The 21,885-nt window shown below is 62.9% G+C and carries 21 protein-coding genes; 6 read left to right on the top strand and 15 right to left on the bottom strand.

The genetic code is table 11. The features are described 5' to 3' along the window. Window positions 1-113 precede the first annotated feature (113 nt). From murB to BMY68_RS01365, 8 genes are all read right to left on the bottom strand, one after another. A complete protein-coding gene (gene murB / locus BMY68_RS01400) occupies window positions 114-1,133 on the bottom strand; it encodes a UDP-N-acetylmuramate dehydrogenase (protein ID WP_085530223.1) in 1,020 nt (339 codons plus the stop codon). Further along, complete coding sequence (locus BMY68_RS01395; RefSeq protein ID WP_007931667.1) at window positions 1,130-1,594, bottom strand: low molecular weight protein-tyrosine-phosphatase; 465 nt, start codon at window positions 1,592-1,594, stop codon at window positions 1,130-1,132. Before BMY68_RS01395 ends, murB begins: the two co-directional genes overlap by 4 nt. Then, a complete protein-coding gene (gene kdsB / locus BMY68_RS01390) occupies window positions 1,594-2,358 on the bottom strand; it encodes a 3-deoxy-manno-octulosonate cytidylyltransferase (protein WP_085530222.1) in 765 nt (254 codons plus the stop codon). The genes BMY68_RS01395 and kdsB overlap by 1 nt, the downstream gene beginning before the upstream one ends. Then, window positions 2,355-2,540, bottom strand: a complete 186-nt coding sequence (locus BMY68_RS01385) for a Trm112 family protein (RefSeq protein ID WP_007931663.1) — start codon at window positions 2,538-2,540, stop codon at window positions 2,355-2,357. The genes kdsB and BMY68_RS01385 overlap by 4 nt, the downstream gene beginning before the upstream one ends. Before the next feature lie 22 nt (window positions 2,541-2,562). After that, entirely contained in the window at window positions 2,563-3,573 is a 1,011-nt protein-coding gene (gene lpxK, locus BMY68_RS01380; RefSeq protein WP_085530221.1) for a tetraacyldisaccharide 4'-kinase, read from the bottom strand. Continuing rightward, window positions 3,573-4,001: an ExbD/TolR family protein gene (locus BMY68_RS01375; protein WP_007931660.1), complete on the bottom strand. Its 429-nt coding sequence runs from the start codon at window positions 3,999-4,001 to the stop codon at window positions 3,573-3,575. The genes lpxK and BMY68_RS01375 overlap by 1 nt, the downstream gene beginning before the upstream one ends. After that, window positions 3,998-4,633: a MotA/TolQ/ExbB proton channel family protein gene (locus BMY68_RS01370; RefSeq protein ID WP_007931657.1), complete on the bottom strand. Its 636-nt coding sequence runs from the start codon at window positions 4,631-4,633 to the stop codon at window positions 3,998-4,000. The genes BMY68_RS01375 and BMY68_RS01370 overlap by 4 nt, the downstream gene beginning before the upstream one ends. A 102-nt stretch (window positions 4,634-4,735) precedes the next feature. Further along, on the bottom strand, window positions 4,736-6,967 hold the full coding sequence (locus tag BMY68_RS01365; RefSeq protein WP_085530220.1) for a DNA internalization-related competence protein ComEC/Rec2: 2,232 nt from the start codon (window positions 6,965-6,967) through the stop codon (window positions 4,736-4,738). 148 nt (window positions 6,968-7,115) lie between these two features. On the opposite strand from BMY68_RS01365, the gene BMY68_RS01360 reads away from it, so the two are divergent. Then, window positions 7,116-7,631, top strand: coding sequence for a DUF2062 domain-containing protein (locus tag BMY68_RS01360; RefSeq protein ID WP_007931653.1), 516 nt, complete (start codon window positions 7,116-7,118; stop codon window positions 7,629-7,631). A 48-nt stretch (window positions 7,632-7,679) separates the two neighbouring features. Here BMY68_RS01360 and BMY68_RS01355 read toward each other — a convergent pair whose 3' ends face one another. From BMY68_RS01355 to BMY68_RS01340, 4 genes are all read right to left on the bottom strand, one after another. Next, window positions 7,680-8,459 (bottom strand): ABC transporter permease, encoded by a 780-nt coding sequence (locus tag BMY68_RS01355; RefSeq protein WP_007931651.1) that lies wholly within the window; start codon window positions 8,457-8,459, stop codon window positions 7,680-7,682. Then, complete coding sequence (locus BMY68_RS01350) at window positions 8,456-9,388, bottom strand: ABC transporter ATP-binding protein (protein ID WP_085530219.1); 933 nt, start codon at window positions 9,386-9,388, stop codon at window positions 8,456-8,458. Before BMY68_RS01350 ends, BMY68_RS01355 begins: the two co-directional genes overlap by 4 nt. 132 nt (window positions 9,389-9,520) lie before the next feature. Next, window positions 9,521-10,144: a glutathione S-transferase family protein gene (locus BMY68_RS01345; protein WP_009042835.1), complete on the bottom strand. Its 624-nt coding sequence runs from the start codon at window positions 10,142-10,144 to the stop codon at window positions 9,521-9,523. 42 nt (window positions 10,145-10,186) lie between these two features. Then, window positions 10,187-10,846 carry a transglutaminase-like domain-containing protein gene (locus BMY68_RS01340; protein WP_009042834.1) on the bottom strand — a complete coding sequence of 220 codons (660 nt, stop codon included), beginning with the start codon at window positions 10,844-10,846 and terminating at the stop codon, window positions 10,187-10,189. Window positions 10,847-11,091: 245 nt separating this feature from the next. Here BMY68_RS01340 and BMY68_RS01335 point away from each other — a divergent pair, with 245 nt between their 5' ends. Both BMY68_RS01335 and BMY68_RS01330 read left to right on the top strand, forming a co-directional pair. After that, on the top strand, window positions 11,092-13,539 hold the full coding sequence (locus BMY68_RS01335; RefSeq protein ID WP_085530218.1) for an acyl-CoA dehydrogenase: 2,448 nt from the start codon (window positions 11,092-11,094) through the stop codon (window positions 13,537-13,539). 84 nt (window positions 13,540-13,623) lie between these two features. After that, complete coding sequence (locus BMY68_RS01330; RefSeq protein WP_007931642.1) at window positions 13,624-14,031, top strand: PA2817 family protein; 408 nt, start codon at window positions 13,624-13,626, stop codon at window positions 14,029-14,031. A 72-nt stretch (window positions 14,032-14,103) separates the two neighbouring features. Here the strand turns inward: BMY68_RS01330 and BMY68_RS01325 are convergent, their stop codons facing one another. Continuing rightward, the gene (locus tag BMY68_RS01325) at window positions 14,104-15,087 is read right to left on the bottom strand and encodes a LysR family transcriptional regulator (protein WP_009042832.1); all 984 of its coding nucleotides are present in this window, start codon (window positions 15,085-15,087) and stop codon (window positions 14,104-14,106) included. 91 nt (window positions 15,088-15,178) lie between these two features. Between BMY68_RS01325 and BMY68_RS01320 the strand changes: the two genes are divergently transcribed. The 3 genes from BMY68_RS01320 to BMY68_RS01310 all read left to right on the top strand — a co-directional run bounded on the left by BMY68_RS01320 (window position 15,179) and on the right by BMY68_RS01310 (window position 17,317). Further along, complete coding sequence (locus tag BMY68_RS01320) at window positions 15,179-15,805, top strand: alanyl-tRNA editing protein (protein WP_007931638.1); 627 nt, start codon at window positions 15,179-15,181, stop codon at window positions 15,803-15,805. Between the two features lie 101 nt (window positions 15,806-15,906). Then, window positions 15,907-16,677 carry a 2OG-Fe(II) oxygenase gene (locus BMY68_RS01315; RefSeq protein ID WP_062823195.1) on the top strand — a complete coding sequence of 257 codons (771 nt, stop codon included), beginning with the start codon at window positions 15,907-15,909 and terminating at the stop codon, window positions 16,675-16,677. A 1-nt stretch (window position 16,678) separates the two neighbouring features. After that, complete coding sequence (locus BMY68_RS01310; protein ID WP_085530217.1) at window positions 16,679-17,317, top strand: LysE family translocator; 639 nt, start codon at window positions 16,679-16,681, stop codon at window positions 17,315-17,317. Between the two features lie 79 nt (window positions 17,318-17,396). On the opposite strand, the gene BMY68_RS01305 is transcribed toward BMY68_RS01310, so the two are convergent. Together BMY68_RS01305 and BMY68_RS01300 are read right to left on the bottom strand one after the other, a co-directional pair. Beyond that, the gene (locus tag BMY68_RS01305; protein WP_085530216.1) at window positions 17,397-18,218 is read right to left on the bottom strand and encodes an alpha/beta hydrolase; all 822 of its coding nucleotides are present in this window, start codon (window positions 18,216-18,218) and stop codon (window positions 17,397-17,399) included. 440 nt (window positions 18,219-18,658) lie between these two features. Further along, entirely contained in the window at window positions 18,659-21,352 is a 2,694-nt protein-coding gene (locus tag BMY68_RS01300; protein ID WP_239694080.1) for an ATP-binding protein, read from the bottom strand. Window positions 21,353-21,885: the final 533 nt, after the last annotated feature.

The following is a 21,885-nucleotide window of genomic DNA, read 5'->3' as shown; positions in this document are numbered from 1 at the left end:
CAAATAGTTGCATTGTTAGCAGGCTAAGTTAAGCCGCAATTAACAAAAAAGCCTTGCAGGGTGTGAACCCGTGCAAGGCTTTGCTGGCGCGCCTTGAGCTTAGCTCAACGGGCTCAATAGAGATTGGGCTCCATCTCCAGCTGAACATGGAAGCGCTCGGCAATATCCTGCTGGATCCTTCGTGCCAGGCTTAACAGCTGCAAGCCCGTGGCACCGCCATAGTTGACCAGCACCAGCGACTGCAAACGATGCACCCCGGCATCGCCATCGCGAAAGCCCTTCCAGCCCGCCTGTTCGATCAACCAGCCAGCAGCCAGCTTCACCTGCCCGTCCGCCTGTGGATAACCCACCAGCCCCGCATGCCGCTGCCTGATCTCGGCCGCCAGAGCAGCGGACACCACCGGGTTCTTGAAGAAACTGCCGGCATTGCCCAGTACCGCCGGGTCCGGCAGCTTTTCGCTGCGGATGCTGCAAATGGCGCGACTGACATCGCTGGCCGTCGGCTGCTCGATGCCCTGCTCGCTCAAGCGCTGGCGCACCGGACCATATTCCAGGTGCAGATGCTCGCTGCGGGCCAGGGCAAAACGCACCCGCAGAATCAGCCAGCGGCCGGCCTCTTGCTTGAACAGGCTGTCGCGGTAGGCGAACTGACATTCTTCCAGGCTGAAGTCGCGCAACTCACCGCTCTGCCGATCCAGTGCGGTCAGGCCGGCGAACACATCCTTGATCTCAACCCCGTAGGCACCGATGTTCTGCATCGGTGCGGCGCCCACAGTCCCCGGAATCAGGCTGAGGTTTTCCAGACCGGACAAGCCCTGTTGCAAGGTCCACTGCACGAAGGGATGCCAGGTTTCACCCGCTTCGGCTTCGACTACTACCTGCTGGCCATCGTCGCTCAGCAGACGAATGCCACGGGTACTCATGCGCAAGACCAGCGCTGGAATATCCGCGGTCAGCAGCAAGTTGCTGCCGCCGCCAATCACCAGCAGCGGCAGTTGGTACTGCTCCGAATAGGCCAGCGCCTCACGCACGTCGGCGTCGCTGTGGGCCTCGGCGAACAGCTGCGCGCGCACATCGACGCCGAAGGTGTTGAAGGGCTTGAGGGAAACCTGGGACTGCAGATGCAAGCTCATAGCCGCCCCTTCAGCTCGATCACCAGCCGATCGCTGGCGTACTCGATCAGGTCCAGCACCTGCTCGAAACCTTGCTCACCGTCGTAGTAAGGATCCGGCACCTCGTCCACCGCCGCCTCGTAGCGGCGCAGGAACAGGTCCAGCTCGGCCTTGCCCTGGGCCGGCTGCAGCGCCTTGAGGTTGCGCAGGTTGCTCTCGTCCATGGCCAGGATCAGGTCGTAGCGAGCAAAGTCCGCGCTGCTGACTTGCTGTGCGCGCTGGGCCGACAGGTCGTAGCCGCGCAACAGCGCCGCGCGCTGGCTGCGCTTGTCCGGCGCCTTGCCGATGTGCCATTCGCCAGTCCCCGCGGACGCGACTTCGACCCGGTCGGCCAGCCCCGCTTCACGTAACTTGTGGCGCAGCACGCCCTCCGCCGTCGGTGAACGGCAGATGTTGCCCAGGCAGACAAACAAAACCCGCATCAGGCCTCCAGCAGGCGACGAACGCGCTCAAGGTCTTCGGCGGTATCGATACCACCAGGCGGCGCTTCCAGGGCATCGGCGACATGGATACGCACGCCGTGCCACAAGGCCCGCAACTGCTCCAGTGACTCGGTGTTCTCCAGCCAGCACGGGCCCCAGTTGACGAAGTCATGCAGGAAGCCGGCGCGGTAGGCATAGATGCCGATATGGCGGCGATACGGCACGCCTTCCGGCAGCAAGTCGCGATTCTTCGCAAAAGCATCGCGCGCCCACGGCAAGGTGGCGCGGCTGAAGGTCAACGCCAGACCATTGATGTCGCTGACCACCTTGACCACGTTCGGGTTGAACAGGGTCTCGACGTCTTCGATCGGCTCGGCCAGGGTAGCCATGCTCGCTTCGGTGTGGGCGGCCAGGTTGGCGGCCACCTGGTCGATCACCGCCGGCGGGATCAGCGGCTCGTCGCCCTGGACATTGACCACGATAGCGTCCGCGGCCAGGCCCAATTGGCTGGCGACTTCCGCCAGGCGATCGGTACCGGAATTGTGGTCCTGGCGGGTCAGCACCGCTTCGGCGCCGAAGCCCTGGCAGGCCTCGACGATTCGCGCGTCGTCAGTCGCTACCACCACACGCTGGGCGGCGCTCTTGCAGGCCTGCTCCCAGACGTGCTGGATCATCGGCTTGCCGGCGATCAAGTGCAGCGGTTTACCCGGCAGGCGGGTGGAAGCGAATCGGGCTGGAATGACAACGGTAAAGGCTGTGGTCATTTATCCAGGCGCTCGTCGGTGCTGAGGGTGCGGGCTTCGCTTTCCAGCATGACCGGGATGCCATCGCGAATCGGATAGGCCAGGCCGGCGCCCTTGCTGATCAGCTCGGTCTTGTCGGCGCTGAGCTTGAGCGGTCCCTTGCAGATCGGGCAAGCGAGGATATCGAGCAATTTGGTGTCCATGAGAATTCCCTGGATAGAAGCGTTAAGGCAGAAGACGAGCGGGCAACAGGCGCATCAGCTGCGTATCGAACCAGGCCACGAAGGCCGGGGATGGCACAGCATCCACCGCCAGGTACCACCAGTCGGGAGCCGCGAAGGCACGGCACTTCACCGCATCCTTTTCGGTCATGACCAGCGGCAGCGCCGGAGTGAAACTCAGCGCCTGCGCACTGTATTCGGCGTGGTCGGCGAAAGCATGCGGGACAGGCTGCCAGTGTAGCGTTTCAAGGGTAGTGAAGAAACGTTGCGGATTGCCGATACCGGCCACCGCGTGCAATGCCTGCCCCGGCGCGAAGTGCTCAAGCCCGCGACGTTCGCCGCTTTGCAGATTGACCAGGGCGGTGGGCACCAGGCGAAAGGCGAAGCCATCCTCGCGATCGTCGCTGGCGCCGTTGTAGAGCACTGCGTCGACGCTTTGCAGGCGCTCGACCGGCTCGCGCAGCGGCCCGGCCGGCAGGCAACGCCGGTTGCCCAGCCCGCGCGCGGCGTCGATCAGCACCAGCTCGAGGTCGCGGGCCATGCGGTAATGCTGCATGCCGTCGTCGGAGAGAATCAGGTCCAGCGGCTCGGCGGCCAGCAGGGCTCGCACGGCGCGACTGCGATCAGGGTCGATCATCAGCGGCACGCCGCTGCGCTGGACGATCAGCAAAGGCTCGTCGCCGGCGACAGCGGCGCTCTGCTCGGCGGTGACCCGCCATGGCCACTGCGGCGGCTTGGCGCCGTAACCACGGCTGACCACGCCGACCCGCAGCCCGCTGCGCCGGCAATGCTCGATCAGCCACAGGATCAGCGGCGTCTTGCCGGTACCGCCCACGGTGATATTGCCGACCACCACCAGCGGCACCGGCGGCTGGTAAACATTGCTCTCACCGGCCAGGAAGCGTTCGCGCTTGCGCACCACCACCCGGCGATAGAGCCACTCCAGGGGCTGCAGCAGTTTCAGCGCGGGATGGCCGTTGTACCAGGCAGCGAGCAAACGATCGGACATGGCCATCAGGGTGCTGGCGCCGCCTCGACGGTGGTCATGCGCAGATGGCTGAAACCGAGCTTGCCGGCGGCGTCCATCGCGGTAATGACGGCCTGGTGCTGGGCCTTGCCGTCGGCACTGATGGACAGCGGCAGGTTGGTGTCACCCGCCGACTCCTTCTGCAAGGCTTCGATCAGGCTGGCCAGGTCGCTCTTGGGCAGCACCTGGTTGTTCACCGAAAACACCCCGTCGGCGCTGATGGCGATATCCAGTTGCTTGGTCTGCTGGTCTTCGGCCGGCGAGCCGCTGACGGCCTCCGGCAACTCGACGCGCAACTGGGTTTCCCGGGTAAAGGTGGTGGTCACGACGAAAAACAGCAGCAGGATAAACACCACGTCGATCAACGACGCGAGGTTGATATCGATGGTTTCCCGTGGCTTGCGGCGGAATTTCACGCTTTGCCCTCGGCCAGATCGACATCGCGGTCGCCCTGCACCACTTCGACCAGCTTGATGGCTTCCTGCTCCATGCCCACCACCAGCTCATCGACCCGGCGTTGCAGGAAACGGTGGAAGAACACTGCCGGGATACCGACCATCAGGCCGGACGCGGTGGTGATCAGCGCCTTGGAGATACCACCGGCCAGCACCGCGGCGTTGCTGGTCATGCCCGAGCCCATGAACGAGCTGAAAATATCGATCATGCCCAGCACCGTACCCAGCAAGCCCAGCAGCGGGGCCATGGCGGCGATGGTGCCGAGGGCATTGAGGTAGCGCTCCAGTTCGTGGATGACCCGGGCGGCGGCTTCCTCGATGCACTCTTTCATGACCTCGCGGCCATGCTTGGAGTTGGCCAGGCCGGCGGCCAGGATCTCGCCCAGGGGCGAATGGGCGCGCAGTTCCTTGAGCTTGTCCTTGTTCAGCTGTTTGTCCTTGATCCAGCGCCACACCTGGCCCAGCAGATGAGGCGGGGTAACGCGGCTGGCCCGCAGGGTCCACAGACGCTCGGCAATGATGCCGACCGCGACAATGGAACTCAGAATGATCGGCAACATCATCCAGCCGCCGGATTTGACCAATTCCCACACAGTGACAGTCCCCTCGAAAAAGTGCGCCACTCTAACATAGGGGCCGAATGCACCGAAGAACCTGATGTCGCATGCCTTCAGGCTTTAATAACTCTCGGTTATTTAAGGAGATAGTGGCCATTTGCGCCAAAAGCGCCGCTGCGCCCGCAGGCTCGTCGGTTCGGTGTAAGTGCCCAGCATCAGCCGCAGCGCTCCCTGCTCCGCACTGTCGTAAATGGCGGCCCCTTGCTGGCGATAACGTTCGACGACCTGCGGGTGCGGATGCCCAAACCCGTTGCCGTGCCCACGGGAGATCAGCACCGCCGAAGGCGCAAGGGCCTTGAGCAGGGCCGCGGACGACGAACTGCGGCTGCCATGGTGCGGCGCCTGCAACCAGTGGGTCTCGACGGCCAGCGGGGTATCCAGCAAGGCGCGCTCGGCCAGGGCATCGATATCCCCCGTCAGCAGCAAACGCTCGCCCTGGGCCTCGACCTGCATCACACAGGACTTCTGGTTACCGTTCTGCGCACCTGCCCATTGCCACAGGGAAAAACGCACCCCGTCCCATTGCCACTGCTCGCCGCTGGCGCAAGGCTCTGCCGGTAAATAGGCCGGCAAACCCTCGGGATCGCCGCTGACCAGCCTGGCCACCGGCAAGCCGCGCTGGATGGCGTCGGCGCCACCGGCATGATCGGCATCGGCGTGGCTGAGCAGCATCAGGTCGAGGCGCGCGACGCCCAGCTTGCGCAAGGACGGCAGCACTACCCGCGCGCCCAGGTCGGAATCGCCAAAACGCGGACCGGCGTCATACAGCATCGCGTGCTCGCGAGTCCGTACCAGCACCGCCAGGCCCTGCCCGACATCCAGTTGCCAGACTTCCGCCTCGCCATATGGCAGCGTGCTTTTCGGCGGGAACACCACCAACAGCAGCATCGGCCAGCCCAAGGGACGCAGCGGCACGCCCGCAGGCAGCAACAGCAGCAAGGCTCCCAGCGCGCTGATGCTCCAGGCCCAGAGCGGTATGGCCGGCGCTACCCACGCCGGCCACTGGGCAGCCAGCAGGGTCAGGCCGCGAAACAGCAGGTCCAGCAAGCCACCGGCCAGCCAGAGCAAACCTTCGCCCAGGTAAGGCACCGCCAGCAACAAGGTGCCGAGCAACGCCGGCGGCAGCACCAGCAGGCTGATCCAGGGCTCTGCCAGCAGATTGGCCAGCGGCCCGCTGAGACTGATGGGCAACCCCAGCGCCAGCAGCACCGGGCACAGGCCGATGGCGATCAACCATTGAATACGGGTCCAGGACTGCCACCAGCGCCAGCCTCCCAGGCGCCCGCCGAAGATCAGGATCAACACCGCCACTGCGGCAAAGGACAGCCAGAAACCTGGCTGCAGACAGGCCAGCGGCTCGAACAACAACACCGCATTCAATGCCAGCAAGAACGGCCACCAGGCGCCCAGGTGGCGAAAGCGCAGGCGCCAGATCAGCACCAGGGCAACCATCACACAGGCACGGCGCACCGGCACATCGAACCCCGCCAGCAACCCGTACCCCAGGGCCGAAGCGAACGCCAGCCCGCAGGCCCAGGGCAGCCAGGGCCTGCGTCCGGGCCACAGGCCGTAACGGGCCAGCCCCGCCACCAGGGCGTACATCACTGCGGCCAGCAAGCTGATGTGCTGCCCGGAAATCACCATCAGGTGCACGGTCCCGGTGTCTTGCAAGACACGCCAGTCTTCCTGGCTCAACCCTGAGCCGTCGCCCAGCACCAGGGCCGCCAGGCCGCCGGCGCGCCCGTGGGCATCGACTTGCAGCAAGCGCTGGCGAATGCGCGCACGCCAACTCTCCCGGGGGGCGGCCAGCAATTGCCCATCCTTGACCGTACCCGTGGCGCCGATGCGCTGGGCCAGCAACCAGACCTCGTAATCGAAGGCCTGCAGATTGACCAGGCCGGCAGGTCGCTTGAGCTTCACCGCCAGGCGCCAGCGTTCGCCGCTGTGCACCGGCGGCCCGCCATACCAGGCCAGGCGCAGGCGTTGCGGGATTCGCCCGCGCCGCGCCCGCCCGTCTTCCAGCTCGAAACGCACCAACCCCTCGGCCTGCTGCGGCAGCCCCACCACTCGACCTTCGAGCCAGCGAGTCTGCCCGTCGAGTGGTTCCGCCAAACGATCATCCAGCGCCGATTGCGCGCTGATGCAGGCCCACGCCAGGCCCAACAGAAAAAGGGCCAATGGATAGGTGCGAAACGGCAACAGCATCAAGGCCACTACCGGCAGCACTGCCAGCCATCCGATCGCTGGCAGCGCCGGCAAAAAGCGCAGGCTCAAAAGCCCCGCCGCCAACGCCAGCATCCCTGTGCGCATAAGCCCGTCCTTGAGCAGTTTTTGAGTGTTCCCACTCTCTGGCTTAGCTCAGCGGACCGGGGGCCGGCTTTATCATTTGTCACAAAGTCTGAATGGGCGCCTTCTAGAATCCGGGCATACTTGCCGCTTGAACTGACCGAGAAGCCTTATGCCCCGGCGCCTATTCAAACGTTACATGCCAGATCCGACCAGCATCAGGGAACACAAGTCCTTACGCTTTCTTGGCACGTTGCTGCATGACCCCAACCTCTGGCACCTCAACCGGCACTCCGTGGCGCGTGCCATGGCGGTCGGCCTGTTCGCGGCCTTTATGCCGATCCCGGCGCAAATGCTGCTGGCAGCCGTGCTGGCCATTTCCGTGCGCGGCAACATGCCGATTGCCGTGAGCCTGGTCTGGCTGACCAACCCGATCACCATGCCGCCGGTGTTCTTCTGCACCTATCAGATCGGTGCCTGGTTGATGAACGTACCCGCCCGGACCCTGCCCGACGAGCTGACCTGGGAATGGATCAGCGGCGAACTCTCGACCCTCTGGCAACCGTTCCTGCTGGGCTCGCTGGTGGCCGGCCTGGTGCTGGGCGCCCTCGCCTATTGCCTGACCATGCTGTACTGGCGCTGGTGGGTCAGCCGGCAATGGCGCCGCCGCAAGCAGAGCCGGCTGTAGAAACGCAAACGGCCTCCCTAGGGAGGCCGTTGTCGTTTCTGCGCGGGCTTACTGGCGCATGCCGCGACCGCTGACCAGCAGGCGGGCACAACCGAAGTACAGGACCACGGTCGCCACCAGCATGAAGGTAATGGCCACGCTGATCTGGATGTCGGAAACCCCGAGGATGCCGAAACGGAAGGCGTTGACCATATGCAGCACCGGGTTGGCCAGCGACACCGTCTGCCAGAACGGTGGCAGCAGGGTGATGGAGTAGAACACCCCGCCCAGGTAGGTCAGCGGGGTCAGCACGAAAGTCGGGATGATCGAGATATCGTCGAAGTTGCGCGCGAACACCGCGTTGATAAAGCCCAACAGCGAAAAGATCGTCGCGGTCAGGACCACCACCAGCAAGGTGATGCCCAGGTGATGCACCTGCAGGTGGGTGAAGAACAGCGACAGCAGCGTCACGATCACCCCCACCGCCAACCCCCGCAGGACACCGCCCAGGGTGTAGCCGATGAGGATGGTGTGCGGCGACACCGGCGACACCATCAATTCCTCGATGGAGCGCTGGAACTTGCTGCCGAAGAAACTCGAGACCACGTTGCCGTAGGAGTTGGTGATCACCGACATCATGATCAGGCCCGGCACGATGTACTCCATGTAGGTGAAACCACCCATGTCGCCGATCTGCCGGCCGATCAGGTTGCCGAAGATCACGAAGTACAGAACCATGGTGATCGCCGGCGGCAGCAGGGTCTGTGGCCAGATCCGGGTAAAACGCCGTACTTCGCGATAGACGATGGTGTTCAGCGCGACAAGGTTGGGCCGTAGCTCGGAACTCATACCGCCACCTTCGACAGGTTTTTCTCCACCAGGGACACGAACAGCTCCTCAAGGCGATTGGTTTTGTTACGCAGGCTCAGCACTTCGATGTTCTGCTGGGCCAACTGGCTGAACAGCGCGGTGATGCCCACGGCTTTGTCGACCTGGACTTCCAGGGTGTGGCTGTCCAGCAGTTTGCTTGGATAACCGATCAGTTGCGGCGCCACCTTCAGGTCGGTCTTCAGGTCGAGCAGGAAGGTTTCCACATGCAGCTGGCTGAGCAGCTGACGCATGCTGGTGTTCTCGACAATGGCGCCGTGGTCGATGATGCCGATATTGCGGCACAGCTGCTCAGCCTCCTCCAGGTAATGGGTGGTGAGGATGATGGTGATGCCTTTCTGGTTCAGCTCGGTGAGGAAGGTCCACATCGAACGGCGCAGCTCGATGTCCACGCCGGCAGTCGGTTCGTCGAGGATCAACAGGCGCGGCTCGTGCACCAGGGCGCGGGCAATCATCAGGCGGCGCTTCATGCCGCCGGACAGCGAGCGCGACGGCACATCGCGCTTGTCCCACAAGCCGAGCTGGGTCAGGTACTGCTCGGCCCGCTCCTTGGCGACCTTGGTCGGGATACCGTAGTAACCGGCCTGGGTCACCACGATGTCGAAGGTCTTCTCGAACTGGTTGAAGTTGAATTCCTGTGGCACCACGCCGATGCAGCGCTTGAGCGCGGCGGGCTCGCGGTCCAGGTCATGGCCGAAGACATTCACCGTGCCGCTGGTCTTGTTGACCAGGGTCGAGAGGATGCCGATGGTGGTGGATTTGCCGGCACCGTTAGGGCCGAGCAAGGCGAAGAAGTCACCTTCGGCGACATCCAGATCGATACCACTCAGGGCCTGGAAACCGTTGCCGTAGGTTTTGGTTAGCTGCCGGATGGACAGAGCGGAACTCATATCGGATTTACGCACCAAGAAGGGAGAACATTATAAGTAAGGGCGGACCGCCTGCATTGCAACGGCGCCGGATACACCCAATGGTGCTTGCCGACGCCGCACAAGTACAGTCACCCGTATTGATAGTCAGTATTAAGTCAACGCGGTCATCACCGCCTTGCGGTAGGCCGGACGCTGTTGCAGGCGGGCGTACCAGGCTTGCAGATTAGACAATTGCGGGCGCTCGATGGGCATTTCGAACCAGGCATAAATGAAGCTGCCCAGAGGGATATCGCCGATGCCGATTTCCTCGCCGGACAGGTAGGGATGTTCGGCCAGGGCCTGGTCGACCACGGCCAGCAGTTCGCCGCAGCTGTTCAGCGCGGCATTGATCTTGTCCCAGTCCTGCTGCTGTGCCGGCGTGCGCAGCACACCCCAGAACAGGTGCCGGAAGGGTTCGGCGAAGGTCGAGGTGGTCCAGTCCATCCACTTCTCGGCCGAGGCCCGCGCCTGTACATCGCTCGGGTACCAGGCCGTACCGGCGGCATGGCGCGCGGCGAGATAACGCACGATGGTGTTGGACTCCCACAGCACAAAGCCGTCGTCCTCGATCAGCGGAATCCGCCCATTGGGATTCATCGCCCGATATTCCGGGGTATCCACCACACCGAAGGCACCACCGGCATCCACCGCCTCGTAGGTCAGCCCGAGCTCTTCGGCGCACCACAATGCTTTCCTGACATTCGACGAGTTTTTCCGACCCCAGATCTTCAGCATGACCGCTCCTCAGTGATGAATGCCGAGGCAGTCTACGCCGGATCAGACCTGACTCAAATCACTCTGCATGTCGCCCAGCAGCAACGGCATCTGCTCGGCGAACAGATGCGGATAACATTTTTCCAGGTGTTTGAAGAAGAAGGTCTCGGGGACGTCGGCGAATTGTCCGTGGTCCAGCACGTACTCCATCATCTGCTCGCCCTGGCGGTTGAACGGGTGGAATACGCTGTCATGACGGCCATCGAACTCCAGTGGCGCTACATCGTACATCTCGCAGAGTTTCCGGTTGAACGCCGGCGTGGCCTTGACCCAGCGTCCTTGCAGGTACAGCTCGGTATAGCCGTGCATGGCAAACACATCACTGCGCAGCAACTCCAGCAAACGCGGGGTCGACAAGTGATTGCGCACGTCCGCCAGGCCGATCCGCGCGGCGATCCCGCAATGCCGCGCGCAGCCGGCAAGCAGGGTGGCCTTGGGCACGCAGTAACTTTCGCCCGCGGCCAGGGCATGGCTGCCCCGCAGGGTCTCGGGGTCGCGACTGAAGGTGTAGGGGTTGTAGCGCACGGCCTCGCGCACCGCGTAATAGAGGCTTACCGCCTGCTCCAGCGGATCGCTGCTGGCGCCACGATGAGTTTCCGCGAACTCCACCACCGCGGGGTGGTCACTATCGATGAAGCGGCTGGGACTCAGGTACTCGTGCATGGGGATGATCTCCGAGTGAAGTCCCGAGTCTAGCGACGGCCTCATCCCAGCGATAACGACGTTTCGGCCAAATATCAGAGGCTGCCGCTTCGAGCCTGACAAGATCGACACACTGCTGACCCGATGCCTGACGCCTGCGTCCGCTTCTTCTTACCGCCGCAAGCGCACTGCCCTGTCACCCCTTTTGTCGGATGCCGACTAAGCTCTGTGGGTGATTTTGCCCCTGATTTCACGGAGGATTAAATATGCTGTTGTTGTGGATACTGGTTCTGCTGGTCGGTATTGCCTACCTGGCCCACCGCCGCATTGCGCCCCTGCCCGCCCTGGGCGTGGTGGCCGTCTACCTGCTGGCCATGGGCGCCTTCAGCCGTGCACCGGGCTGGCTGCTGCTGATCTTCTGGGTACTGCTGGCTGCGGTGGCGTTGCCCTTGCTACTGCCCGACCTGCGCCGCAAGTACTTCAGCGCCCCGATGTTCAGCTGGCTCCAGAAAGTCCTGCCGCCGATGTCGCAAACCGAACGCGACGCCATCGATGCCGGCACGGTCTGGTGGGACGGCGAACTGTTCAGCGGCCGTCCGGACTGGGACAAGCTGCTGGCCTACCCGAAAGCGCAGTTGAGTGAAGAGGAACAGGCTTTCATCGACGGCCCCACCGAAGAGCTGTGCGCCATGGTCAGCGACTGGCAGATCGGCCAGTCCATGGACCTGCCGCCCGCCGCCTGGGAGCACATCAAGCAACACGGCTTCTTTGCCCTGATCATCCCCAAGGAGTTCGGTGGCAAGGGCTTCTCCGCCTATGCCCACTCCCAGGTGGCGATGAAACTGGCGACCCGCAGCGGCGACCTGGCGTCCACCGTGATGGTCCCCAACTCCCTCGGCCCCGCCGAGCTGCTGCTGCATTACGGCACCGACGAACAGCGTAACCACTACCTGCCGCGGCTGGCCCGTGGCGACGATATCCCCTGTTTCGCCCTCACCGGCCCGCTGGCCGGTTCCGACGCCGGCGCCATGCCCGATACCGGGGTGATCTGCAAAGGCCAATGGCAAGGCGAGGAAACCCTCGGCCTGCGCCTGAACTGGGAAAAGCGCTACATCACCCTGGGCCCGGTCGCCACCCTCCTCGGCCTGGCCTTCAAGGCCTACGACCCGGACCATCTGCTGGGTGACGATGAAGACCTGGGGATCAGCCTGGCGCTGATTCCGACCGACACCCCCGGCGTGGAAATCGGCCGTCGCCACCTGCCGCTCGGCGCTGCCTTCATGAACGGTCCGAACTCCGGCAAGGACGTGTTCATTCCCCTGGACTTCCTTATCGGCGGCCAGGAAATGCTCGGCAAAGGCTGGATGATGCTGATGAACTGCCTGTCGGTCGGCCGCTCCATTTCCCTGCCGGCCGTCGGCACTGGCGCGGCCAAGTTCACCAGCCTGGTGACCGGCCAATATGCCCAGGTACGTGAGCAGTTCAACGTCCCGCTCAATGCCTTCGAAGGCATCCAGGAAGCCCTGGCCCGCATCGGCGGCAACGCCTGGCTGATGGACAGCGCGCGCATGCTCACGGCCAATGCGGTCGACCTGGGGGAAAAGCCTTCGGTGCTGTCGGCGATTCTCAAGTACCACCTGACCGAACGCGGCCGCGAGTGCATCAGCCACGCGATGGACGTGCACGGCGGCAAGGCCATCATCATGGGCCCGAACAACTACCTGGGCCGCAGCTGGCAAGGCGCGCCGATCTTCATCACCGTGGAAGGCGCGAATATCCTCTCGCGCAACCTGATGATCTTCGGCCAGGGCGCCATTCGCTGCCATCCGTTCGTGCTCAAGGAAATGGCCCTGGCCGGTCGCGAAGACCACGATCAGGCGCTGTTCGAATTCGACGGCCTGCTGCTCAAGCACATCGGTTTTGCCGTGGGCAACGCGGCCAGCACCCTGGTGCTGAACCTCGGCCTGGGGCACTTCGAACAGGCGCCGGGGGACAAGCTCAGCCAGGGTTATTTCCGCGCCCTCAATCGCCAGGCCGCGGCCTTCGCCATGCTGGCCGACCTGAGCATGATGCTGCTGGGCGGCGAGCTGAAACGTCGCGAACGCCTGTCAGCACGCCTCGGCGATGTGCTCAGCCATATGTACCTGGCCTCCGCCGCCCTCAAGCGCTACCACGACCTGGATTCGCCAGAGCATCTGCAGCCACTGTTCACCTGGGCCATGGAAGAAAGCCTCGGCCAGTCGGAACGGGCGCTGGACGAACTGCTCGAGAACTTCCCGAACCGGGTGCTGGGTTGCCTGCTGCGGGTGGTGGTATTCCCGTTCGGCCGCCGTCACAAAGGTCCGTCCGACCAGCTGGACGCCGAAGTCGCCGCGATCATCGGCCGGGCCAAGGGCGACCCGACCCTGGAAGAGCTGCTGGCCGGCTGCTACCGCCCACAATCGACGCAGGACCCGGTCGGCGCCCTGCAACAGGCCTTCGACTTGTTGAGCGCCAGTCACCCGCTGCAGAAAAAACTGCACGAGGCGCTGAAAAGTGGCCAGGTCAAGCCGGTGGCCGGCGAGCATGCCATCGACGCCGCGCTGGAGGCCGGCGTGTTGCAGCCGGTGGAAGCCCAGACCCTGCGCGAGGCTGAAGCCGCCCGCCGCAAAGTCATCGATGTCGATGACTTTGCCAAGGAAGAGCTGACCCTGAGCGAAGGGAAAACCCGCTAAGGCGCAGGACCGTCAGGCGGATTATGAAACCGGGCGCGGGAGCTATATACTCCCGCGCCCGTTTTGCTGTTGAGGACTCATGTCATGTCCAACGTCGTCGCCGATCATCTCGTCCTGCTCGACCATTTGCGCAGTATCCTGGTCGCGGTGGGTGAAGCCGAGCAGGTTCCCGAAGAAAGCCATGCCTTGTTCCTGGAACGCTTCGACGAACTGCGCGCCTCGCTGCCGATCGACCCGATCGAAAGCCAGTACCTGGGCCAGGATCTGCTGTGCCAGGTGATGCAGCGTTATCCACAGGTCGCCCATCTGGTACCGCGCGACCTGCTGTGGTTCTTCGCTGGGGATTGCCTGCACTACATGCCCGACGAGGAAATCGACCTGTACCAGGCGCTCGAAGAGCGTCGCTACGAAGCCGAGCAGAATGATGAACCGTTCGACTGGAACCAGGAAAAGCAACTGCTGGCGCTCTCCGCCCAGGACAGCAAGCACTGAGTCCGGCCCGGATGCTACAAAGGCCCGCACGGTTGAACCGGCGGGCCTTTTTTCTACCCATGAACGGCTGGCTCAACCCGCTCCATCGCCTTCGGGTTGTTCGTAGCCTTTCGCCTCCTGCTTGCCCTGCCGGCTCAAGGTCGGCTCCTTGGCCAGGCACTCCACCAGATAATCGATGAATACCCGCAGCTTCGGCGGCAGGTAGCGGGTTGGCGAATGCAACAGCCAGGCACCGCCATGGTAGGAAGCGAGAAACGTCCAGTCCGGTAGAACCTGCACCAGCAAGCCCTGCTCCAGGGCATGCCGCGCCGTGAAGTACGGCAAGCTGCCGATACCGATATGCTCCAGCACCGCCCCCAGCCGTACCCCGGTGTGATTGGCCGCATAACGCCCACGCACGCCAACCGTCACCGACTTGCTGCCCTTCTTGAACTTCCAGCGCGCATCGCTGGGGGTTTCACCCAGGTAAATGCAACTGTGGTTGAGCAGATCGTGGGGATGGCTGGGCGTCCCGTGCTCGGCCAGGTACTGCGGCGTGGCGCACAACATGTGATCGATGGTCAGCAACTGGCGCCCGACCAGCCCCGCCGGCGGCCGATCGGTGATGCGGATGGCCAGGTCCACGTTGTCGTCGATCAGATCAATGTTGCGATCTTCCAATAACAGCTCGACATCGACCTTGGGGTAACGCCGCAGAAACTCGGGCATGTACGGATGCACGACAAAACGCCCCACGGCCTTGGGCACGCTGACCCGCACCAGCCCTTCGGCCTCGTGGGTGAACTGACCGCTGATTTCCATCACCGACTTGGCGGCGCTGACCATCTCGCTGCAGCGCTTGAACACCTCCTCGCCCCCTTCGCTCAAGCGCAACTTGCGCGTGGTGCGTTGCAGCAAGCGAGTCGCCAGCGCCTTCTCCAGACGGGAAATGCTGCGGCTCACCGCCGACGGTGACGAGCCCAGCTGGCGGGCGGCTTCGGAGAAGCTGCCGACCTCGACGACCTTGACGAAAATCGCCATTTCGCCCAGCAGCGGAAGGGGAAGATTTATGCTCACAGCACAACAGTCCTTTGAGGTTTGAACGGATTATCACGCAATTCCGCCGCGCCATATAATTAAAAAAGGTATTTTAATAAGGGCACGGAATATGACGCTTCGCCTCTTTTTTCATAATGATGAACTCAAGGCCAACGTTGAAGTGCTCGAATGCACCCCGCAGGACAACGAATTCGCGGTGATCCTGCGTGCCACGATCTTTCATCCCCAAGGCGGCGGCCAACCCTGCGACACCGGCTGGATCGGCGAAAGCCAGGTGTTGCGCGTGGTCCAGGAACCCGAGCGAATCATTCATTACGTCAGCCAGCCGGTGCAACCGGGCATGGTCCAGGTCCAGGTCGATGAACAGCGCCGCCAGTTCAATACCCGCATGCACTCGGCCGGGCACCTGATCGGTCATTTCGGCGAAACCCGCGGCTGGGTCCCGGTCAAGGCCCATCACTGGCCTGGCGAGGGCCGCGTGTCCTTCAAGCCCGGGGACAGCCCGCAGGAACTCGACGTCGACAGCCTGCAGAGTGGCATCGATCACTGGATTGCCGCCGACCTGCCGCGCCTGGTCTCGCTGCGTGAAGGCTCGCGGGAAATCGGTTTCGGCGAGCTTCCCGCCTATGGCTGCGGGGGGACCCACGTGAAGCGCCTGAAGGAATTGGGCAACGTCACTATCGCCTCCCTCTCGCAGAAAAAAGGAATGCTTTCGGTTCACTACCACGTGGACTGATTCATCGGCGGTGTCGCCTTGCACATCACGCGACGCATCGCCTGACACAGGGGAAACCCGCGTGCGCGGGTTCGACGATTATCGGATAGAGGGATCTGCAGATGATGCTTGACGTCGAGCGTCTCGATGAGACGTGCATAAAGAAACTGGCCCAGGAACAAGTGCTCGCCCTGCGCATCAAGAATTTCCTGCCGCACACCCAGGCGATCCAGCTGGGTGACAAGATTCTCGCTCCCGGCTTCGAGGGCTACATCAACGCCCCCAGCATCGGGCGGATCGGCATGGCGTTTTATGAGGCGGAAAACCAGCCGCTGCTGATCGAAGACTATTTCGAACGCGCCACCGCCAACATCGCCGAACTGCGCACGCGTTGCGCGCCCTATGCGTCTCCCGTCGACACCCTGCGCTGCATGCTCGACGAGTCCTGGCCGGCCGGCGCTCACCTGGAAAACCTGTACGGGCGCAAGATGTACGTTGGCCTGTCGCGGGTGGTGAAACCCGGGGTGTGCTTCCTCGCCCATCACGACATTTTCGCCAAGGACGCCCCCGACAGCTTCCAGGCCCACAGCCTGGAGGCGCAGTTCGCCTGCAACCTCTACCTGAACATGCCCGATGCGGGTGGCGCCCTGCAGATGTGGAATCACGATATTTCCCCGGACCAGTTCGACGACATGCGCGGCGACAGCTACGGCATCGACCCCGCCCTGCTCGGCACACCCTCGCTGGAGATCCGTCCGGAGCCCGGGGATTTCATCATGTTCAACTCAAGGCGCATGCACGCAGTCACCCCGGGGGTGGCCAACCCGCGCCTGAGCCTTTCCTTTTTTGTCGGCTATCGCGGCAGCTCGTCCCCCCTGACCTTCTGGAGTTGAAATGCTTTCCAACTATCTAGGCGAATTCCTGGCCCTGGCGACCATCCACTTTCTCGCCGTGGTGGCTCCCGGGCCTGACTTTGCCGTGACCATCCGCCAGAGCGTGCGCTTTGGCCGGGTGGTCGGGCTGTGCACGGCCATCGGCATCGGCGCGGGGATTTCCGTGCATGTGCTGTACACCCTGCTGGGGGTCGGTGCGCTGATGCACACCACGCCATGGCTGCTGAACGTGGCCAAGGTGGTGAGCGGCGCCTACATTCTTTATCTCGGGGTCAGCCTGCTGCGCAGCAAACCCAAGACATCGATCGAGGGCAGCGACACGAACAACGATCAGGTGCAGCGGCAGACCTTGCCCAAGGCCTTCATGACCGGTTTCCTGACTAACGCCACCAACCCCAAGGCCACGCTGTTCTTCCTGGCGATTTTCACCACGGTGATCAGCGCCACCACGCCCCTCAAGGTGCAGGCGCTCTACGGTGTATGGATGTGTTGTGTGAACGCGCTGTGGTTCGTGATCGTCGCGCTGTTCTTTTCCAGCCCGCGAGTGCGCTTGCTGTTCATGCGCATGGGCCACTGGTTCGAGCGAACCATGGGAGTGATTCTGATTCTGTTCGCCGGGCGCCTGATCCTGTCGATGTAAGTCGCACCCCAACGTCCTGCTCAAGCGAGCCGCCAGCAACTGGCGGCTCGACACAGGTTTGCTCAGTTCCGATCCACGATCAGCTGGCGGATGACAAAGCCTGAAGCAAGACTCCCTGCGGTTTTGCCATTTCGTCCAGTACTGAAAAGTGCGTGCAGCCCGGCACGTGAATCAGTTGCACAGACTCTCCTCGGGCCAACGCTTGCTTGGCGTATTCATCAGACTGGCGGACCAGTTCCGACAGTTCGTCGGCACCTACCGCCACCCATGTATGGACGCCCTTGTCGATATGGTGCAGCGGGCTATAGGTGTTGATCTCCGCTTCCGAGAGACTCAGTTTCTGGTTGAGCCACGACAGGCTTATGGGTTCCAGGTCGACCAGCGCGCTGATCGCCAGGACATCGGTCACCCATGGGTGCGAACGGAACTGGATCGCCAGGTGGCCTCCAGCCGAGTGCCCGCTCAGGACCACCTTGTGCCCCGCAATACCCAGGTGATCAACGTCGGCCTGGAGATGCTCGAGCAGGCTGCCAATCTCGCTGACGATCTGTGTCATCGAGGCTTGCGGCGCGAGCGTATATTCGGCCAGGACGATGTTGAACCCCGCAGCCAGGGGACCGGCGGCGATGAAGGCGAAATCTTCCTTGCTGCAATTCTGCCAATACCCGCCATGGATGAAGATGAACGTCGGGGCGTCGGCTTTGCCACAGGGCAACCAGTCATAACGCTGCCTGGGGCCGGTGCCGTAAGGCAGATCGAGCCGGCCGGCCACAGAGGCGTAGAAACTGGCGCTACGCGCCTGCAAGTCTGCGTAGATACCGGGGAAATCCGGCACTGCCTCGGTGTTGTTATACGCCGCGTCGAGCTGGGCTTGATTCATGTCGCGATAGAGAATGGTCATGGTCATCTCCGATGGAAGGAATGTTTAAAAGGGCTTGGTCAGCGGCCTGCGGTGGGTGCGGACGTGTCCGTCATCCGGCAGGAAGGTTCAGGGGAGCGGCTTCGCTGTCCACGGCTGCTCTCTGTGAGAGGAATGCCACGCGTGGTTGGGGGACTGTAGGCAGGGTGGTGTGCGGAACGCGGCTCGAATGCGCTAAAGAGTGAGTGGAGCCCAGGTCAGACGTAAATCAGCCGAATCTTAAATTTCTCTAGGATTTATCTTGCCATGGCCGCCCTGGGTGAACGGCGCAACGGCATATCAAGGTGAAGCGGGGAGATATTCAGGCGGGCCATGCAGGCCAGTGCGATGCTGGGAAAGCCGGCGCTGAGTGCGTCCGGCCCGCTCAGTCAGCGCCGCGATTGTCCGGGATGGGATCTGTCCTGGTGACCGGTTCGTCGCGCTCAAGCCCGCGCAGGGGCTCGTTGAGTATTCTCCAGGGCCTGTCTCAGCACCTGCTGGGTCAGGGGCTTGAACACCACCTCATCCATCCCGGCGGCCAGGCAGCGCTGGATTTCCGCGTCCTCGGCACTGGCGGTCGCCCCCAGGATCCAGCAGCGCCGGCGACCCTTCTCGCGCTCTATCTGGCGGATGCGCACGGTCAAGTCATAGCCGCCCAGGCGTGGCATCTGGCTGTCGGTGATCAACACATCGTACTCAGTGGCCAGCCAGGCTTCCCACGCCGCCTGCCCATCCTCGACCAGCGTCACGCGATGCCCCAGGACCAGCAATTGCTCTTCCAGCGTCAGCCGGCTGAACGCATTGTCCTCAGCAACGAGGATATTCAGCGAAAGCGGCTCCGTGCTCGCCTGCGGTACGTCTGCCGCCGCTTCGGCAGGCGCCTCGGCCAGGGGCAGTTGCAGGGTCACGCTGAAGCAGGAGCCTATATTCGGTTCGCTGCTCAGGACGATAGTGCCGCCCATGAGTTCGACCAGCCGCCGGGTAATATTCAGCCCCAGCCCACTGCCAAAGGTTTGCCCGGTCTGAGCCGAACTGACCTGGGAGAATGGCTGGAACAATCTGGCCTGGTCCTGCTCCGAGATACCGATACCGCTGTCGATGACCTCCAGCAACAGGTGCAGATGTTCTGCTGCCTCCCGGCTGCCCGAGGCATGCAGCATCACCCGGCCGCGCTCGGTGAACTTGATGGCATTGCTCAGCAGGTTGAACAGCACCTGTTTCAAATGCAGCGGATCGATCAGCACCCATTGTTCCATGTCGCCAGTGAACTGCATCTCGAACGCCAGCTGCTTCTGTCGCGCCATGCCGACCACCAGGGGCGCGATCGCTTCGATCTGGGCCTTGATCAGCACCGCTTCGGGCGCCGAGTCGATCATCCCCGACTCGATCCGGTTCAGGTCGAGCACATTACCGAGCAACAGCAGCAGCCCCTGTGCCGCCTCCTGCGCGACGGCCAGCGACGCCAGGTCCAGCTCGCCCCGTTCGGCCTTTTGCTGCACCACTTCCTGCAGGCCGATGATGGCGTTCAGCGGAGTACGGATCTCATGGCTCATGGTGGACAAAAAGATGCTCTTGGCCTCGTTGGCCGCTTCGGCCTTCTCCCGCGCCAGCGCCAGCTCGCCTTCGGCCTGGCGGGTCTTGCGCACCTGCCGGGTCAGGTAGAACCCCCAGATCAGCGACAACAGGACCAGCAAGCCGAAGACACCGCCGAGCCGCAGGATATTACTGCGATGGTCACGCCAGAAGTGGCTGCCGGTGGCAGCGAACCGTGGCTCCCATCGCTCCACGATATCCGCCACCTCTTCCGGGGCGATGGCGACCTGAGCCTTCTCCAGGATGCTGCGCAATTCTTCCTGGCCTTTCAGCACCCCGAGGCTGACTGGCCGGGCGTACTCGTCAAGAATGTCGCTCACCCGCAAGCGGTTGTTGAAACCCTGGGCGGACAGGAAGCGCCCGGTGTAGTCGCCACCGACGAAAGCGTCGCTGCGCCCATCGTCGACACTGCGCATGGCCTCCCGGAAGTTGGGGTAGATCTGTAGCCGGATATCCGGATAGTCCTGCTGGATGATCTGATTGATGAAATAGCCCGATACACTGGCCAGGCGTTTGCCCCGCAGGTCCTGCAAGCCATGGATAGCGTCATGCCGGGGACCGCGCAGAGTCATCAGCACGACCGAGCTCCTCAGGTACGGCAGGAGGATCTCCATATCCGCCTCGGCGTCCGGGCCGGGCGCAACGGCGGCGGTCATGATGGCCTTGCCGTTGCCCATCTGCGTTTTCATTTCGGCGTAGTTCTGCACATGGATAAGGCGGAACTTCAGGCCGCTGCGCTGGCTGATCAACTCGAGATAGTCAGGACCGATACCCCGCACCCGCCCATTGCGGTCCAGTTGCCCCAAGGCACCAAGAGAATCATTGACAGTCACCGGGATTTCCGGGTGCGCGGCCAGCCAACGGTTCTCGGCAGGCGTCAGCGTCACCCGCTGCTGAGTCAGGCGCAGGTTACGCCCCGCGCTCCAGCCACGCAGGATTTTTTCGCCGTAACGTGCCCGAATCGGCAGCAGGGCCCGCTCGATCAATTCCTGCAATCGCGCATCGGAAGCCCGTACGAGGAAGCCGAACCCATGGCTTTCTACCGGGGCGAAATTCTCGATATGCAGGTTCAACAGGTAATTGATGTTGATCAGGTAATGGGCGGATATCGCGTCATCGATCACCCCGTCGACCTCCCCGAGGCTCAACGCCTCGAGCGCACGCTGCGGAGAAGCGAAGATCAACAGCCGACTGTTGGGATAGGCGCTCAAGAGCTGCTTCTGGGAAAGGTAGCCGGCAGCCACGGCCAGTGTCGTGCCGCGTGTCTGTGGATCGAATGGGCGACTTTCGGCCGTGACCAGCACCGGCTGATCAGGTTCATAGGCATGGGTCAGCCGCAGACCGTTTTCGCTGGCCTCTACTTCGGTGCCGCCGCCGAGCAGGTCGATCTCACCATTGCGCAGGGCAGTCAAGGCCACCTGCCGGGAAGGAAACTGACGCACCACGGGGGGCGTCTCGAACAGCAAGGACAGATAATCAGCGGTAATACCCTGGAACCGATTGACGTCGAGCATGCCCAGCGGCGGATAGTCGGGCAATGCCACGCCCACCGTGAGAGGCCCTCTGTTTGCCAGCCATTGCCGGTCCTCCTCCTTCAGCCAGGGTCGACTGGCCACCGCCACCCGTCCGACCAGGGAAACAGCTTGTTCCTGTGCAAACAGCACGGACGTTGGAGCCAACAACAGACAGAGAACGACAGCCCGACAACACGCTGGAATCATGGAATACCTTCCTGTGAATCGAACCCCGGCAACCTGCGCAAATGGGCCGTTGTCCCACGAGCAACAGCGTCACCCTCTTATGGAGAGTGCCGCTTTGGTCTGTGGCAATGGGGGATGGATCAAGAGTGATCCGTCGGTATTCTAGCCGGACGCCGGCGGTTGTGAAATCGAACGGTGGGAGCCTCGCGCGCGCGCCCTTCTATTTGCTCTCTGGTGCGCTCGGAAAAGCTGGATAACCGAGGGCTGGCGACAGCGATCCGGCCGAGGCCGGGATCAGGTCCGCGAGCAAAAGGATTGCTGCCCACCGCCAACAACGATCAGTTGTAGTTAAGAACGAAACTCATGGTCGCATCGCC

This window comes from Pseudomonas sp. NFACC41-3, from assembly GCF_900109505.1.
Classification (GTDB): Bacteria; Pseudomonadota; Gammaproteobacteria; order Pseudomonadales; family Pseudomonadaceae; genus Aquipseudomonas; species Aquipseudomonas chlororaphis.
Note: the sequence above shows the minus strand (reverse complement) of the source record. Positions and strands in the feature narration are given on the sequence as shown.

What these genes read in the sequence shown, in the direction of transcription:
- murB (WP_085530223.1), bottom strand. Translation starts at nt 1,133, where the DNA reads ATGAGCTTGCATCTGCAGTCCCAGGTTTCCCTCAAGCCCTTCAACACC.
- BMY68_RS01395 (WP_007931667.1), bottom strand. Translation starts at nt 1,594, where the DNA reads ATGCGGGTTTTGTTTGTCTGCCTGGGCAACATCTGCCGTTCACCGACG.
- kdsB (WP_085530222.1), bottom strand. Translation starts at nt 2,358, where the DNA reads ATGACCACAGCCTTTACCGTTGTCATTCCAGCCCGATTCGCTTCCACC.
- BMY68_RS01385 (WP_007931663.1), bottom strand. Translation starts at nt 2,540, where the DNA reads ATGGACACCAAATTGCTCGATATCCTCGCTTGCCCGATCTGCAAGGGA.
- lpxK (WP_085530221.1), bottom strand. Translation starts at nt 3,573, where the DNA reads ATGGCCATGTCCGATCGTTTGCTCGCTGCCTGGTACAACGGCCATCCC.
- BMY68_RS01365 (WP_085530220.1), bottom strand. Translation starts at nt 6,967, where the DNA reads ATGCGCACAGGGATGCTGGCGTTGGCGGCGGGGCTTTTGAGCCTGCGC.
- BMY68_RS01360 (WP_007931653.1), top strand. Translation starts at nt 7,116, where the DNA reads ATGCCCCGGCGCCTATTCAAACGTTACATGCCAGATCCGACCAGCATC.
- BMY68_RS01355 (WP_007931651.1), bottom strand. Translation starts at nt 8,459, where the DNA reads ATGAGTTCCGAGCTACGGCCCAACCTTGTCGCGCTGAACACCATCGTC.
- BMY68_RS01350 (WP_085530219.1), bottom strand. Translation starts at nt 9,388, where the DNA reads ATGAGTTCCGCTCTGTCCATCCGGCAGCTAACCAAAACCTACGGCAAC.
- BMY68_RS01345 (WP_009042835.1), bottom strand. Translation starts at nt 10,144, where the DNA reads ATGCTGAAGATCTGGGGTCGGAAAAACTCGTCGAATGTCAGGAAAGCA.
- BMY68_RS01340 (WP_009042834.1), bottom strand. Translation starts at nt 10,846, where the DNA reads ATGCACGAGTACCTGAGTCCCAGCCGCTTCATCGATAGTGACCACCCC.
- BMY68_RS01335 (WP_085530218.1), top strand. Translation starts at nt 11,092, where the DNA reads ATGCTGTTGTTGTGGATACTGGTTCTGCTGGTCGGTATTGCCTACCTG.
- BMY68_RS01330 (WP_007931642.1), top strand. Translation starts at nt 13,624, where the DNA reads ATGTCCAACGTCGTCGCCGATCATCTCGTCCTGCTCGACCATTTGCGC.
- BMY68_RS01320 (WP_007931638.1), top strand. Translation starts at nt 15,179, where the DNA reads ATGACGCTTCGCCTCTTTTTTCATAATGATGAACTCAAGGCCAACGTT.
- BMY68_RS01315 (WP_062823195.1), top strand. Translation starts at nt 15,907, where the DNA reads ATGATGCTTGACGTCGAGCGTCTCGATGAGACGTGCATAAAGAAACTG.
- BMY68_RS01310 (WP_085530217.1), top strand. Translation starts at nt 16,679, where the DNA reads ATGCTTTCCAACTATCTAGGCGAATTCCTGGCCCTGGCGACCATCCAC.
- BMY68_RS01305 (WP_085530216.1), bottom strand. Translation starts at nt 18,218, where the DNA reads ATGACCATTCTCTATCGCGACATGAATCAAGCCCAGCTCGACGCGGCG.